Below are 13,618 nucleotides of genomic sequence, written 5' to 3'. Positions count from 1 at the left end.
TGCTCCGTGTCCCTGCGGCCACGTCAGCTCCCCACCATCGTCAGGTCGCCGGCGAGCGCCTGGACCGGCGTGCACGGGCTCGCGAACACGATCGACTTCACGGCGCGCCCGGAGACCGCGCGGGCGACCTCCTCGCCGACCTCGACGGCCTCCTCCACCGTCGCGAGGTCGCCGGTCACCGCCACCGCGACGAGCCCGCCACCGAGGCGCACCGCTCCGCGGACCTCCACCTCCGTCGCCTTGACCATGGCGTCGACCGCGTCGAAGACGGGCACGAACCCCTCGGCCTCGATGAACCCCACTGCTCTGGCCACCAGTTCTCCCTAGTCCGAGTCGGATCCCCACCACACGACCGCCGCCCCCGTGCCCCAGACCGGGCCGTAGGCCAGGACCTCGCCGGGCCGGTCGACCGCCCCGGCCCCGTCGAGGAACGCGAACGCGCGGAACTGGCTGTCGGCCTGCGCCTCCTCGCCGAAGCGGGGACTCATCGCGAGGACCTCCGTCCGGTCGCCGGCGCGGATCGCGTCGAGGACCTTGCGGTTCCAGCGGTCGTGGACGTCGGGGACGCGGTCCTCGGCCGGGGCGATCCAGCGCCCGGTCAGCCCGGACGACAGGCCGCTGACCGCGACCACCCCGAGCCGGCGGCCCAGCTCGCCCGCCGCCCGCACCCCGGCGGCGGCGACCGCGCCCATCGCCGACGGGTCGGCGTAGAGGTTGCACGAGACCATCGCCCAGCGGCCGTGGTCGCCGGGGTCGAGCAGGCGGGACGCGACGATCGTGCCCGTGTCGACGGGGAAGCCCTCGTAGAGCGTGCGGCGGGCCTGCATCCCGGCGGCGTCGATCTGGTCGGCCCAGCGGTGGGCGAGCTCGGTGTCGACGGTGAGGTCGTGGTCGAGGCGGCCGAAGTCGTAGCGGTACCAGTTCTCGTCGGTCCGCCGCCCGCGCAGCCGCGCGTCGCACTGGACCTGGTGCCCGAGGACGGTGAACCACTGGGTGGAGAGCAGGAGCACGGTGTCTACGCCCGCGGCGCGCAGCCGGTCGCCGACGGTGCGGGTGGCCGTCGCCAGCTCCGCCCAGCTGGGCGCCGGGTCGCCGGCCAGCAGGTGCGGCATCGCGGGCACGAGGGCCGCCGGGACGGTCACGGGACCCACTCGATGACCGCGTTGCCGGTGGCGATCACGGTGCCGTAGGCCAGGACGTCGCCGGCGATCGCGGGCCAGCCCATGGCCGCGAGCAGCCAGGTGAGGCTGCCGGCCTTGGTCTCGGACGACGTCGCCTCGATGTGCTTCGGCACGGCCTCCTTGAGCCGGGAAGTCGGACCCTCGCGGATCGTCTGCAGCAGCTCCATGTCGCCGGCGTACTGCTGATGGTTGAACGGGCGCTCGACGCTCATGTCCTCGGGCAGGTCGGGCTCGGTGTCCCAGTGCAGGTGCGACAGCGAGTTCGACCCCAGCAGGACCGCGCGGCGGCCGGTGCGCTCGATCGCGCGCCGGGTCGCGGCGCCGAGCGTCTCCATCTCGGCCAGCGAGGCGTCGGAGTAGTAGTACGGGTTGTTGTTGGCCGAGAGCGAGACGACCGGCAGGTCCCAAGCGGGGTTCGCCAGGTGCAGCGCGCCGATCGTCGCGTAGTCGACGCGCACGCCCTCCTCGCGCAGGGCGCTGGTCACGAGGCCCGCGTTCTCGCCCTCCTCGACGATCGCCTCGGCGAGCTCGACGTCGGTGTCGAAGTCGTAGTGGTAGCGGAACAGGTGCGGGAAGATCGGCTCGACCGAGACGCCGCGCGGGTTCGGCACGCAGTTGACGTGGTGGCCGACCATGGTGATCCAGTGCGGCGCGTGCACCACGAGCACGTCGGGGCGGTGGGCGCGCAGGCGGCGGCGCAGCTCCTCGTAGCCCCAGCGCAGCACCTCCCACCCGCCGGTCGAGCGCGGCTCGTTCTGGGGCGGGTTCTCCGCGTACACCAGGTGCGGCGGGTGCGGGGCGAGGTAGCCGGCGACGATCCCGCCCCGCCTCTCGGTGCCCGTCGACGGGCCCGACGCCGGCCGCACGGCGGAGGCGGGGGGGACCTCCGCCGCGCGGCGGGCCCCGGACCGGCTGCTGCCGGCCGGGACGTGGAAGACGCGGGCCATGGCCGCGGACGCTAGGGCGGCGACCACGGGCGACCCAGGGTCCTGTCCCGCAGGGCTGGACACCGCCGCGCGCGCTCCCGAGACTCAGCCGATGGTGTCGGCGGTCGGCAAGGCGGCCGCACTGCTGCGCGCCTTCGACCCGGGCGTCGACGTGCTCTCCACCCGGGCGCTCGCCGCCCGCACCGGCATCGCCCGCTCGACCGTCCACGTCCTCGCCGCGACCCTGGCCGCCGAGGGACTCCTGGAGACCGTCCCCGGACGCGGGTGGCGGCTCGGGCCGCTGCTGGTCGGCCTCGCCGGCCAGATCATCGAGCGCACCGGCCTGGTCGCCGCCGTGGAGGGCTCCCTCGGGGGCCTGCTGCGGGCCGCCGGCCAGGAGGTCCACGTCGGGCAGCTCGTCGGTGGGTGGCTCGTCTACCTCCACCGCGAGGCCGGCCCGATCCGGGCGCCGATGGACAACCGCGTCGGGCTGCGCGCCCCGGCCTGGCGCGGCGGCTGCGGGAAGGCGGCGCTGTCGCGGCTGGAACCCGCGGAGGTCGACGAGCGGGTCGCGCGGCTGTGCCGCGACGAGGACGTGCCCGCCCCGGACCCCGCGGCGCTCGCCGACGAGCTCGCCGTCGGCCGCGAGGCGGGGTACGTCGTGTCGTCGTCGTTCCAGGCCGGCCGCACGTCGGTGGCCGCGGCGGTCGTCGACGGCGACGGCCGGCCCCTCGGCGGGCTCTCGGTCGCCGGCCCGACGACGCTGTTCCCCCGGGCGGTGCTGGCCCGGACCGCGCAGGACGTGGTCGCCGCCGCCGACCGGGCCCGTCTCGCCGTCTGCGGGCCCGCGGCGCCGTCGGGCACGGTGCCGCGCCCCCGCCGCGGTCCCCCGGCGCGGTCCCACGGAGCGGAACGCGGTGGTTCCACCACGGTGACCGGCGGTGCACAGTGAGGTCATGAGTGCGCCCGCGAAGGTCCCCGCCGCGATCGTCGGCCCGGGCAACATCGGCACCGACCTGCTGGCCAAGCTCGCGCGCAGCGCGCGGATCGAGGTCACGGCGATGGTCGGGGTGGTCGAGTCCGAGGGGCTCGACCGGGCGCGCGCGATGGGCGTGCCGGCGTCGTCCGAGGGGGTCGACTGGCTGCTCGCGCAGCCGACGCTGCCGCGCATCGTCTTCGAGGCCACCTCGGCGAAGGCGCACGCCGCCAACGCCCCGCGCTACGCCGAGGCCGGCATCCGGGCCGTCGACCTGACGCCCGCGCACCTCGGGCCGATGGTGTGCCCGGCGGTGAACATGCCCGACCACCTCGACGCCCCGAACGTCAACATGATCACCTGCGGGGGCCAGGCGACGATCCCGATCGTCGCCGCGGTCTCGCGCGTCGCGCCGGTGGCCTACGCCGAGATCGTCGCCTCGGCCGCCTCGCGCTCGGCCGGGCCGGGCACGCGCGCGAACATCGACGAGTTCACCCAGACCACCGCGCGGGCGGTCGAGGAGGTCGGCGGCGCCGAGCGCGGCAAGGCGATCATCATCCTCAACCCCGTCGAGCCGCCGATGATCATGCGGGACACGGTGTTCTGCTCGCTGCCCCCGGACGCCGACACCGACGCGGTGGCGGCCTCGGTGCACGCGATGGTCGAGCGCGTCCAGCAGTACGTCCCGGGCTACGCGATGCGCGCCGAACCGCAGTTCGACCCGCCGGACGCCAAGTGGGGCGGCAACGGCCGGGTGGCCGTGTTCCTGGAGGTCAAGGGCAACGGCGACTTCCTGCCCGAGTACGCCGGCAACCTCGACATCATGACCGCCGCGGCGGCGCAGGTCGGCGAGCTCGTGGCGGCGGACATGACGGAGGTGGCGGCGTGAGCAGGCCCGAAATTCGCCACGACGTCCGCATCACCGACACCACCCTGCGCGACGGCTCCCACGCCCAGGCCCACCAGTTCACCGTCGAGCAGGTCCGCGACACGGTGCGCGCGCTGGACCGCGCCGGGGTCGAGGTCATCGAGGTCACCCACGGCGACGGCCTCGGCGGCTCGAGCTTCAACTACGGCTTCTCCCACACCAGCGAGCTCGAGCTCATCGCCGCCGCCCGCGAGGAGGCCACCCAGGCCCGCATCGCGGTGCTGCTCGTCCCGGGCATCGGCACGGTCGAGGACCTGCGCCGCGCCCGCGACGCCGGCGCCGACATCGTCCGCGTCGCCACCCACTGCACCGAGGCCGACGTCAGCCCCCAGCACTTCGGGGTCGCCCGTGACCTGGGCATGGAGACCGTCGGCTTCCTGATGATGGCCCACCGGACCTCGCCCGAGGACCTCGCCAAGCAGGCCCGGATCATGGTCGACGCCGGCTGCCAGTGCCCGTACGTCACCGACTCGGCGGGCGCGCTGCTCATGCACGACGCCCGCGCGCGGTTCGAGGCGCTGCTCGCCGAGGTCGGCGACGACGCCTGGGTCGGCTACCACGGCCACCAGAACCTCTCGCTCGGCGTCGCAAACTCGGTGATCGCCGCCGAGGTCGGCGTCAAGGAGATCGACGGCTCGCTCTGCGCCCTGGGCGCCGGGTCCGGCAACTCCCCCACCGAGGTCATCGCCGCCGTCTTCGACCGCATGGGCATCAGCACCGGCCTCGACGTCACCGCCCTGCTCGACGCCGCCGAGGACGTGGTGCGCCCCTACCTGCACCGCTGGCCCAAGATGGACCGCAACGCCATCACCCAGGGCTGGGCCGGCGTCTACTCGAGCTTCCTGCTCCACGCCGAGCACGCCGGCGAGCGCTACAAGGTCCCCGTCCCCGACATCCTGCGCCGCTGCGGCGAGCTCGGCCTCGTCGGCGGCCAGGAGGACATGATCATCGACATCGCGCTCGAGCTCGCCCGCGAGCGGGAGCAGGGCTGAGCGTGCCGGTCCTCGAGGTCCACCTCGTCGAGGGCGACCACGCCCCCGCCGCCGTCGCCCGCCTGCTCGAAGCCGCGAGCCGGCGCTACGCCGAGGTGCTGGAGTCGCCGGTCGAGCGCATCCGGGCCTACGCGACGCTGCACCCGCGCGAGCACTGGGCGGTGGGCGGCGCGACCGGGGGCGCTCCCGCCCCGTACTTCACCGCGATCGTCCTGGAGGGCCGGCCGACCGAGCAGCGTCACCGTCTCCTCGCCGAGCTGACCGACCTGCTCGTCGACGTCCTCGGCGCGACCCGGTCGCGGGTGCGCGGGCGGATCATCCAGGTCCCGCCCGACGACTGGGCCATCGGCGGCGTGCCCGCCTCGGCGGCACGCCGGGACGAGATCGCCGCACGCCGGGGATGACCGGCCGTGCCGCCCCCGCGCGCACTCGACCGCGGCCGCGAGGCCTTCGGTCGCCGCCGTTGGCAGGACGCCTACACCGACCTGTCGCAGGCCGACCGCGAGGACGGCCTCGGTACCGCAGACCTCGAGCGGCTGGCCACCGCCGCGTACCTGACCGGGCGCGACGGTGAGTGCGAGGCGCTCCGGGAACGCGCCCACCACGCGGGCCTGCGGGGCGGCGAGGAGGTCGCGGCCGCCCGCTGCGCGTTCTGGCTCGGCTTCGGCCTGCTGCTGCGCGGCGAGGAGATCCGGGCCGGGGGGTGGCTGGGTCGCGCGCGACGGCTGCTGGACGAGGGCCGGCACGACTGCCCCGAGCAGGGCTACCTGCTGGTGCCGGTGGCCATCGCGCAGCTGGGCGCGGGTGATCCCGCGGCGGCGCACGCCATCTACGAGCGGGTCGGCGCGATCGGCGAGCGCTTCGGCGACCCGGACCTGACCGCCTTCGCACGGCTCGGGCGGGGCGAGGCGCAGGCCGCGGCGGGCCGGTCCTCCGAGGCCGCGGCGTTGTTCGACGAGGTGATGGTCGCCGCCACCGCGGGCGAGCTGTCGCCCGTCGTCGCCGGCATCGCCTACTGCGCGGTCATCCAGGCCTGCCAGGAGATCCTCGACCTCCGGCGGGCCCGGGCGTGGACCTCGGCGCTGACCCAGTGGTGCGCCGCCCAGCCCGACCTGGTCCCCTTCCGGGGCCAGTGCCTGGTCCACCGGGCCGAGATCCTGGTGCTCCAGGGCGCCTGGTCGGAGGCGGCCGCAGCGGCCGGTCAGGCCTGCGAGCGCCTCGCCGCCCCGGCGGGACCCTCCGAGGCCGCGGCGCCCGGGCACCCGGCGGCGGGCGGGGCGTTCTACCAGGTCGCCGAGCTGCATCGGCTGCACGGCCGGGTCGCCGAGGCGGAAGCGGCCTATCGCGAGTGCTCCCGGTGGGGCCGCCAGCCCCAGCCCGGGCTGGCGCTGCTGCGCCTCGCGCAGGGCCGGGGAGACGTGGCGGCCGCGGCGTTGCGGCGGGCGCTCGCTGAGGCGCCCGCCCCCGACCGGTCCGCGCTGCTGTCCGCCCTCGTCGAGGTCCTCCTGGCGACCGGTGACACGCCGGCGGCCCGCGCCGCGGCGGACGAGCTGGCCGTGCTCGCCGCACGGTCGGACGTCGAGCTGCTGCGGGCGATGACGGCCCAGGCGTCGGGCGCCGTCCTGCGCGCGGAGGGTCGACCGGTGGATGCGCTGACCACCCTGCGCACGGCCTGGCGGGGGTGGCAGGAGCTCGGCGTCCCCCACCACGCGGCCCGGGTCCGCGTCCTCCTCGCGATGACGTGCCGGGACCTCGGTGACGACGACGCCGCGGAGATGGAGCTCGACGCCGCCCGACGGGTGTTCGCCGCGCTCGGTGCCGCGCCCGACCTCGCCCGGGTGGCCGCGCTCACCCGTGCCGCCGACCCGGTGGGCGGCCTCACCGAGCGCGAGGTGCAGGTGCTGCGCCTCGTGGCCACCGGCCGGACCAACCGGGTCATCGCCGCGGACCTGGTCCTCAGCGAGAAGACCGTCGCCCGCCACCTCGCCAACATCTTCGCCAAGGTCGGCGTGTCCTCCCGCGCGGCGGCCACGGCCTACGCCTACGAGCAGGGGCTCGTGTAGCCCGCTGCACAGGACGACCCACGCGCCCTCCACGCGACCTGCACATCCCGCCCGATGCGGCGTGGTGCCCCTCGTTCCTACCGTCGTGGAGTCCCGAGCCGCCCGCGTCGAGGTGAGGCACCGATGTCACCCACACCCACCGCCCTGAGCACGACCCCGCACGACGAGGTCGCGGACCGGCTCCGCTCCTGCCTGCGCGGCGCGCTGCTCCGCCCGGGCGACGAGGGTTACGGAGACGCGACGCTGCTCTGGAACGGGATGATCGCCAAGACGCCGGCCCTCGTCGTGCGGCCCACCGGGACCGCCGACGTGGTCGCCGCGGTCGACGCCGCCCGCGAGCACGGCCTCCCGCTCTCGGTCCGGGGCGGAGGCCACCACATCGCCGGCACCGCGCTCGTCGCCGGCGGGCTCACCCTCGACATGTCGGCGCTGCGCGGGATCGACGTCGACCCGGTCGCCCGGACGGTGACGGTGCAGCCCGGCTGCGTGCTCGGCGAGGTCGACCGCGAGACCCAGCTGCACGGACTCGCGACCCCGCTCGGCTTCATCTCGGAGGTCGGGGTGGCGGGACTGACGCTCGGCGGCGGCCTGGGCTACCTGAGCCGGCGGTTCGGGTGGACGGTGGACAACCTCCTCGAGGTCGAGGTCGTCACCGCGGACGGCGGGGTCCGGCGCGCGAGCCGGGACGAGTCGCCCGACCTGTTCTGGGCGATCCGCGGCGCCGGCGCGAACCTCGGCGTGGTCACCTCGTTCACGTTCCGGCTGCACGAGGTCGGTCCGGTCGTCCACGGCGGCCTGGTCCTGTGGCCGTTCGAGCGGGCCGACGAGATCCTCGCCGCGTACCGGACGATCGCCGCCGGGGCACCCCGGGAGCTCAGCGTCTGGATGCTGATGCTGCACGCGCCGCCCGCACCGTTCGTCCCCGAGCGGTGGCACGGCCGCAAGGTCTGCGCCATGGCCGTCTGCCACAGCGGCGCGCCCGAGGACGCCGACGCGGCGCTCGCCCCGATCCGGGCGCTGCCCGACCCGGTCGTCGACCTGATCGGGCCCATGCCCTACACCGAGGTGCAGTCCTACCTCGACGACGGCGAGCCGAAGGGCCACCACTACTACTGGAAGAACGAGTTCGTGGCCGAGCTGTCCGACGAGCTGCTCGCGACGACGCGGGACCTATTCGCGCAGTGCCCGATCCCGGAGGCCGAGATCGGCTTCCTCCACCTCGGCGGAGCCATCGGCGACCACGCCGAGGACGACGGCGCCGTCGGCAACCGCGACGCCCGCTTCGTCTTCGCCATCACCGGCATGTGGGAGCCGGGGCACCCGGGCGCCGACGGGTTCCCGGGGTGGGTGCGCGACGGGTGGCAGCGGATCCGGCCGTTCTCGACCGGCGGCAACTACGTCAACTTCCAGACCGCCGACGAGGGCGACGAGAGGGTGCGGGCGACCTACGGGTCCCGGTACGACCGTCTGGCCCGCATCAAGGCGACCCACGACCCGGACAACCTGTTCCGGTCCAACCGCAACGTCGAGGTCCGTCGCGACCCGTGACGTCCATGCCTTGTGCGGCATATTCCTCGTAGGGCATGCTCGACGGCGTGACCACCGAGCCCGCCGCCGGGGCGTGGACGGCCCTGGCGGACCCGCACCGCCGGGCCGTGCTCGCCCTGCTCCGGGAGCGGCCCCGGGCCGTCGGCGAGCTCGTCGACGCCCTGGCCCTCAGCCAGCCCAGCACGTCCAAGCACCTCCGCGTGCTGCGCGAGGCGGGTCTGGTGCGCGTGCGGGCCGACGCCCAGCGCCGGGTCTACGAGGTCGACCCGGCCCCGCTGGCGGCCCTCGACGCCTGGCTCGCGCCCTACCGGCGGATGTGGTCGGACAGCCTCGACGCCCTCGCCCGGCGCCTCGAGGACACCGCGACCCGAGAGGACCCCGCATGAGCCCCACCGGCACGTACCTCGAGATCGACGGCCGCCCGGCCCTGCGCTTCGAGCGCCGCCTGCCCCACCCCCCGGCCCGCGTCTGGACGATGATCACCGATCCGGACGAGCTGGCGGGTTGGTTCCCCGCGCGGGTGCACCTGGACGCCTGGGAGGTCGGCGGGACCCTGCGCTTCACCTTCGACGGCGAGGAGGGCGAGTCCACCGGTCGCGTCCTGGCCGTCGAGCCGGTCCGCCGCCTCGCGTTCGAGTGGGAGGGCGACGAGCTGGTGTTCGAGCTCGCCGGCACCGACGACGGCACGCTGCTGACGTTCACCACGCTGCTCGCCGCGCGCGACACCGCCGCCCGCAACGCGGCCGGGTGGGACGTCTGCCTCGACGCCCTCGCCGGCACCGCCGACGCGCCGTCGACCGGTCGCACGCCCGCCTGGGAGGAGCGCTACGAGGGCTACGTCGCCGCGGGCGTGCCCTCGGGTGCGGCGATCCCGGGCTGACCGGACACACTGCGGCACGTGACCGACCCCCTCGCCGCCCTCGACGCCGGCCTCGAGGTGGCCGACGTCGACCTCACCACGGCCGACGCGGAGCGGGTGCGCGAGCGGCTGGACCGCGGGCACGGGGCGCCGTGGGTGCTGCGCCGCTGCGTGCTCGACGAGCTCGACCTCTCCGGCGTCGACCTCACCGGCGCGACGCTCGACCGCGTGCGGGCGGCGGACGTGCGGCTGCGCGGCGCGGTGCTCGACGGGGTGCGCGTCGACGGGGGCTCGCTGGCCGGCGCCGACCTGCTCGACGCCGACCTCACCGACGCCGCGTTCACCGGCGTCGACCTCTCGCGCGCCCGGCTCGTCGGCGCGCACCTCACCGACACCGCGTTCCGCGACTGCCGCATGGTCGGCGCCGACCTCTCGGGCCTGCGCGACCTCGCGGTCACGTTCACCGTCGACGGCTGCTCGCTCGCGCTGGCCCGCCTCGCCGACGCCCACCTGCGGGGCTGGCGGCTCGACCGCGTCGACCTCTCCGACGCCGACCTCTCGGGCGCCGACCTGCGCGACGTCGTGCTCACCGACAGCAAGCTGCGCGGCACCGACCTGAGGCACGCCCGCCTCACCGGCGCCGACCTGCGCGGGGCCGACCTCGGCGAGATCACCCCCGAGACACCGGCGGTGCTGCGCGGCGCGATCGTCTCCGCCGAGCAGGCCGCCGACGTGTGCCGCGCGCTGGGGCTGCAGGTGGTCTCTAGGTGAGCCGGTCCCCGCGGCGCAGGACGTCGGCGGGCTCGCACGCCCGGTCCCCCACGAGCAGTCGCCGCGGCCGGACCCACGCGTCGGCGGTGGCGACGAGCGGGCCCTCGTCGTCCCGGTCGACCTCGCCGGAGACGTGGCCGGCCGACGACCGTCCGGTGGCGGTCGCGCGGAGGACGCCGATCTCGTCCGCTCCTCGCCTCGTCCGGGGCGTCCCCCACGGGGAGGGGTAGGGCCCGTAGTCGCAGGCGCGCACGAAGGCGAGCACCTCCTCGGCCGGCGCCGACCACGGCACCCGGCCGTCGTGCGGCACGCCCCGGCCGTAGTAGCGGCGGGCGCCGAGGTCCTGCGGGCGTCGCGGCACGGCGTCGGCCCCGGCGTCGAGGTGGCCCAGGAGGCGGTCGACGAGCTCCTGCCCGCGGGCGATGCAGCGGACCGAGACGGTGAGCCCCGTGTCGTCCGGGGTGATCGGGAAGCGGACCTCCTCGACGATGTCGCCGGTGTCGATCCCGGGCTCCATCCAGTGCAGCGTGACGCCGTGCTCCTCGTGGCCGAGGGCCACCGCCCAGCTCGGCGCGTTGAGCCCCGCGACCTCGGGCAGCGGGCCGGGGTGCAGGTTGAACGCGCCGACCCGGGGCGCGCCGAGGACCTCGGAGCACACGAGGTGCAGGGAGTGGACGTTGAGCAGCACGTCGACACCCCGCGCGCGCAGCTCGTCCGCGAGGTCGGGGTCGCGGACGCGCGCGGCGGGCAACGTCGGCACCCCGAGCTGGGCGGCCGTCGACGCGACGGTCACCCCGGCGCCCTCGGCGGGGCCCGCGGTCAGGACGACGCCCACGTGGTGCCCGCTACGCACGACGCGCTGCAGCGTCCGCACCCCCGCGGCCTCCTCGGCGACGAGTGCGACCTCCACCGGCGCCACCCCCTTCCCGACATGGGTACCAGGAGGGGATGAACGGTCAGGAACAGGGCACCGGGCTCCGCCAGACTGGCGGCGTGCGCGGACCCCTCGCCCTCCTCGCCGGCGTGCTCGTGGTGGCGGCCCTGGCCCTGGTCGCGGGCCTGTGGTTGTTCCAGCGCCAGCTGGTCTACCTGCCCTCCCCCGGCCCCGTCCCGCCGGCCGCGACGGCGCTCGCCGGCGCCGAGGACGTCGTGCTGACCACCGCCGACGGCCTCGCGCTCGGCGCCTGGTTCGTCCCGGCGCAGGGGCCGCGGCGGGACGTCACGGTGCTGGTCGCGAACGGCAACGCCGGCGACCGGTCGCTGCGCGCGCCCCTCGCCGCGGCGCTGCGCGCGCAGGGCCTGGACGTCCTGCTGTTCGACTACCGCGGGTTCGGCGGCAACCCGGGGAGCCCCAGCGAGGAGGGGCTGATCGCGGACGCCCGCGCGGCCCGGGACCACCTCGTCCGGGAGCGCGGCGTCGCGCCGGAGCGCCTGCTGTACCTGGGCGAGAGCCTCGGCGGGGCGGTCGTGGCCCGGCTCGCCACCGAGGCACCGGCCGGCGGGATGGTGCTGCGCTCACCGTTCGTCGACCTGCCGTCCATCGGCGAGCGGCTCTACCCCTACCTGCCGGTGCGGTGGTTGCTCGCGGACCGCTTCCCCGTCGCCGAGCCCGTCGCCCGGGCCGGGGTGCCCACCACCGTGGTGCTCGGGGAGGCCGACGGCCTCATCCCGCCGGACCAGAGCCGGGCGGTGGCGCGGGCGGCGGGCGGCGAGGTCGTCGCGGTGCCGGGCGCGGACCACAACGACGCCGCGCTGGGGCACGGGTCGGCTGTCGTCGACGCGGTGGTCCGGCGGGCGGAGGCGCTGGGCTGAGGTGTGCGTGCTTGCCCGTGTCAGGGCACGGGCAAGCACGCACGAGAGCGCAGCTCAAAGTCCCCGCCGCGCCCCCATGTCCAGCGCCAGCGTCGAGCCGGTGAGCGCCGCGGCCTCGGGGTCCAGGAGGGTCGCGACGGCCCAGCCGACCTGGTCGGGGGTCACGAGCGCGCCGAGCGGGGACTCGGCGCGGCGCTCGGCGAGGATCTCCTCGACGTCGACGCCGCGGGCGCTCGCCCGGTCGGCCGACAGGCGGCGGAGGCGCTCGGTGTCGGCGGGGCCGGGCGCGACGAGGTGCGCGGTGATCCCGCGCGGGCCGTAGTGGTCGGCGAGCTGGCGCACGAGGTTGGTCAGCGCCGCGTTGGTGACGCCGGCGCCCGGGACGTGCGGGGAGGGCTCGGCGCCGTAGTGCCCGCCGAGCGCGACGAGCCGTGAGCCCTCGCCCAGCCAGGGGTCGGCGGCGCGGACCAGGCGCAGCATCCCGCCGACCTTGAGCGCCACCGCCGCGCCCAGCGCCGCCGGGTCCACGGTGTCCAGCGGGCCGACGGCGGGGAGCCCGGCCGCCTGCACCACCATGCGCACCGGCCCGCCCCACGCCGCGAGCGCCTCGGCGATCGCCGGGCCCGCGCCGTCCTCGGCGATGTCGGCGGTGCAGGTCAACACGCCGCCGTCGTCGGCCGGGAGCGCGGCGAGCGCTTCGGTGGACCGCGCCACGGCCAGCACCGGCACCCCGCGCCCGCGCAGCCGGCGGACGATCGCGCCGCCCAGGGCGCCGGTGGCCCCGACGACGACGGCGAGCGGCTCGGCGGTGACGGGGCCCGTCATGCCGCCACCGCCAGGCTCAGCAGGTCGCGGGCCTGCGCGAACGCCGCGCCCGGGTCCTCGAGGTCCACCCACACCGTCGTCAGCCCCGCCGCCCGGGCGCCGGCGACGTTGGCCGGCATGTCGTCGAGGAACACCACGTCGGCGGGATCGGGGTCGCCCAGCGCGGAGAGCGCGCGTGCGTAGGCCCCCGGGTCGGGCTTGAGCACACCGGCGGACGAGAGGTCCACCAGCGGGTCGAACAGCGAGAACAGCGGGTGCCGGGTCAGGTCGGCGTCCTCGTGGAAGGCGGCGAGGTCGTTGGTCAGGGCGGCCACCGTGCGGCCGTCCGCGGCGGCGTCCCGCATCAGCGCGCGGGCCTCGGGCCGCACGAGCCCGTCCGTGCCGAGGGCGTCCTCGTCGTAGAGCAGCGACATCAGCGCCGGGATGCCCGTGCTGCCGCCCGTGAGGGCGCCGAGGGCGGCGGCGCGCTCGGCCCAGTACGCGCGCTCGGCGAGCGTGCCCGCCAGCGCCATCTCCCACCGGGGATCGGGCAGCGGGCCGAGGTGGCCGCGCCGATCGGTCTCCCCCGCCAGCTCGGGACGTCGCCGTCCCAGCAGCGCCATCATCTCGTGGCCCGAGCGCAGCACCACTCCACCGATGTCGAGCAGCAGCACCTGATCCACGGCGGCGACCCTAGGCACCCCCCGCCCGGCGCACCCAGCGGTCCGTTCGGGGGCGCGCAACGTTCGCGGGGGCGG

Annotated in this window: 16 protein-coding genes; 10 read left to right on the top strand and 6 right to left on the bottom strand. The window is 76.2% G+C overall.

What is annotated here, in order from left to right:
- Nucleotides 1–23: 23 nt before the first annotated feature.
- From ACQPX6_RS13255 to ACQPX6_RS13245, 3 genes are read right to left on the bottom strand one after another with little or no spacing between them, the layout of a single operon-like run.
- The gene (locus ACQPX6_RS13255) at nucleotides 24–314 is read right to left on the bottom strand and encodes a BMC domain-containing protein (RefSeq protein ID WP_433787782.1); all 291 of its coding nucleotides are present in this window, start codon (nucleotides 312–314) and stop codon (nucleotides 24–26) included.
- 9 nt (nucleotides 315–323) lie between these two features.
- The gene (locus tag ACQPX6_RS13250) at nucleotides 324–1,142 is read right to left on the bottom strand and encodes a hypothetical protein (RefSeq protein WP_433787781.1); all 819 of its coding nucleotides are present in this window, start codon (nucleotides 1,140–1,142) and stop codon (nucleotides 324–326) included.
- A complete protein-coding gene (locus ACQPX6_RS13245; protein ID WP_433787780.1) occupies nucleotides 1,139–2,128 on the bottom strand; it encodes a hypothetical protein in 990 nt (329 codons plus the stop codon). The genes ACQPX6_RS13250 and ACQPX6_RS13245 overlap by 4 nt, the downstream gene beginning before the upstream one ends.
- Nucleotides 2,129–2,219: 91 nt before the next feature.
- On the opposite strand from ACQPX6_RS13245, the gene ACQPX6_RS13240 reads away from it, so the two are divergent.
- The 9 genes from ACQPX6_RS13240 (at nucleotide 2,220) to ACQPX6_RS13200 (ending at nucleotide 10,244) form a co-directional block, all read left to right on the top strand.
- Nucleotides 2,220–3,059, top strand: a complete 840-nt coding sequence (locus ACQPX6_RS13240; protein WP_433787779.1) for an IclR family transcriptional regulator — start codon at nucleotides 2,220–2,222, stop codon at nucleotides 3,057–3,059.
- A 4-nt stretch (nucleotides 3,060–3,063) separates the two neighbouring features.
- Complete coding sequence (locus ACQPX6_RS13235) at nucleotides 3,064–3,972, top strand: acetaldehyde dehydrogenase (acetylating) (RefSeq protein WP_433787778.1); 909 nt, start codon at nucleotides 3,064–3,066, stop codon at nucleotides 3,970–3,972.
- Complete coding sequence (gene dmpG, locus ACQPX6_RS13230) at nucleotides 3,969–5,003, top strand: 4-hydroxy-2-oxovalerate aldolase (RefSeq protein WP_433787777.1); 1,035 nt, start codon at nucleotides 3,969–3,971, stop codon at nucleotides 5,001–5,003. Before ACQPX6_RS13235 ends, dmpG begins: the two co-directional genes overlap by 4 nt.
- A 2-nt stretch (nucleotides 5,004–5,005) precedes the next feature.
- Nucleotides 5,006–5,407: a tautomerase family protein gene (locus ACQPX6_RS13225; RefSeq protein WP_433787776.1), complete on the top strand. Its 402-nt coding sequence runs from the start codon at nucleotides 5,006–5,008 to the stop codon at nucleotides 5,405–5,407.
- Nucleotides 5,408–5,413: 6 nt separating this feature from the next.
- The gene (locus ACQPX6_RS13220; RefSeq protein WP_433787775.1) at nucleotides 5,414–7,066 is read left to right on the top strand and encodes a LuxR C-terminal-related transcriptional regulator; all 1,653 of its coding nucleotides are present in this window, start codon (nucleotides 5,414–5,416) and stop codon (nucleotides 7,064–7,066) included.
- A gap of 123 nt (nucleotides 7,067–7,189) precedes the next feature.
- The gene (locus tag ACQPX6_RS13215) at nucleotides 7,190–8,614 is read left to right on the top strand and encodes an FAD-binding oxidoreductase (RefSeq protein ID WP_433787774.1); all 1,425 of its coding nucleotides are present in this window, start codon (nucleotides 7,190–7,192) and stop codon (nucleotides 8,612–8,614) included.
- A 47-nt stretch (nucleotides 8,615–8,661) separates the two neighbouring features.
- Nucleotides 8,662–9,000, top strand: a complete 339-nt coding sequence (locus tag ACQPX6_RS13210) for an ArsR/SmtB family transcription factor (RefSeq protein ID WP_433787773.1) — start codon at nucleotides 8,662–8,664, stop codon at nucleotides 8,998–9,000.
- Complete coding sequence (locus tag ACQPX6_RS13205) at nucleotides 8,997–9,494, top strand: SRPBCC domain-containing protein (RefSeq protein ID WP_433787772.1); 498 nt, start codon at nucleotides 8,997–8,999, stop codon at nucleotides 9,492–9,494. The genes ACQPX6_RS13210 and ACQPX6_RS13205 overlap by 4 nt, the downstream gene beginning before the upstream one ends.
- An 18-nt stretch (nucleotides 9,495–9,512) precedes the next feature.
- Nucleotides 9,513–10,244 carry a pentapeptide repeat-containing protein gene (locus ACQPX6_RS13200; RefSeq protein ID WP_433787771.1) on the top strand — a complete coding sequence of 244 codons (732 nt, stop codon included), beginning with the start codon at nucleotides 9,513–9,515 and terminating at the stop codon, nucleotides 10,242–10,244.
- Here ACQPX6_RS13200 and ACQPX6_RS13195 read toward each other — a convergent pair.
- Nucleotides 10,237–11,154 carry a methionyl-tRNA formyltransferase gene (locus ACQPX6_RS13195; protein ID WP_433787770.1) on the bottom strand — a complete coding sequence of 306 codons (918 nt, stop codon included), beginning with the start codon at nucleotides 11,152–11,154 and terminating at the stop codon, nucleotides 10,237–10,239. The two genes, ACQPX6_RS13200 and ACQPX6_RS13195, sit on opposite strands and share 8 nt — an antisense overlap.
- Before the next feature lie 83 nt (nucleotides 11,155–11,237).
- Between ACQPX6_RS13195 and ACQPX6_RS13190 the strand changes: the two genes are divergently transcribed.
- A complete protein-coding gene (locus ACQPX6_RS13190) occupies nucleotides 11,238–12,056 on the top strand; it encodes an alpha/beta hydrolase (RefSeq protein WP_433787769.1) in 819 nt (272 codons plus the stop codon).
- A gap of 54 nt (nucleotides 12,057–12,110) precedes the next feature.
- Here ACQPX6_RS13190 and ACQPX6_RS13185 read toward each other — a convergent pair whose 3' ends face one another.
- Nucleotides 12,111–12,881, bottom strand: a complete 771-nt coding sequence (locus ACQPX6_RS13185; protein ID WP_433787768.1) for an SDR family oxidoreductase — start codon at nucleotides 12,879–12,881, stop codon at nucleotides 12,111–12,113.
- Nucleotides 12,878–13,543, bottom strand: coding sequence for an HAD-IA family hydrolase (locus tag ACQPX6_RS13180; protein ID WP_433787767.1), 666 nt, complete (start codon nucleotides 13,541–13,543; stop codon nucleotides 12,878–12,880). Before ACQPX6_RS13180 ends, ACQPX6_RS13185 begins: the two co-directional genes overlap by 4 nt.
- Nucleotides 13,544–13,618 lie beyond the last annotated feature (75 nt).

The organism is Actinomycetospora sp. CA-101289 (genome assembly GCF_050955895.1).
Lineage (GTDB): Bacteria > Actinomycetota > Actinomycetes > Mycobacteriales > Pseudonocardiaceae > Actinomycetospora.
Note: the sequence above shows the minus strand (reverse complement) of the source record. Positions and strands in the feature narration are given on the sequence as shown.

Excerpts from the sequence above, each read along its gene's own strand:
- ACQPX6_RS13245 (WP_433787780.1), bottom strand. The coding sequence starts at position 2,128 with ATGGCCCGCGTCTTCCACGTCCCGGCCGGCAGCAGCCGGTCCGGGGCC.
- ACQPX6_RS13215 (WP_433787774.1), top strand. The coding sequence starts at position 7,190 with ATGTCACCCACACCCACCGCCCTGAGCACGACCCCGCACGACGAGGTC.
- ACQPX6_RS13240 (WP_433787779.1), top strand. The coding sequence starts at position 2,220 with ATGGTGTCGGCGGTCGGCAAGGCGGCCGCACTGCTGCGCGCCTTCGAC.
- ACQPX6_RS13185 (WP_433787768.1), bottom strand. The coding sequence starts at position 12,881 with ATGACGGGCCCCGTCACCGCCGAGCCGCTCGCCGTCGTCGTCGGGGCC.
- ACQPX6_RS13205 (WP_433787772.1), top strand. The coding sequence starts at position 8,997 with ATGAGCCCCACCGGCACGTACCTCGAGATCGACGGCCGCCCGGCCCTG.
- ACQPX6_RS13235 (WP_433787778.1), top strand. The coding sequence starts at position 3,064 with ATGAGTGCGCCCGCGAAGGTCCCCGCCGCGATCGTCGGCCCGGGCAAC.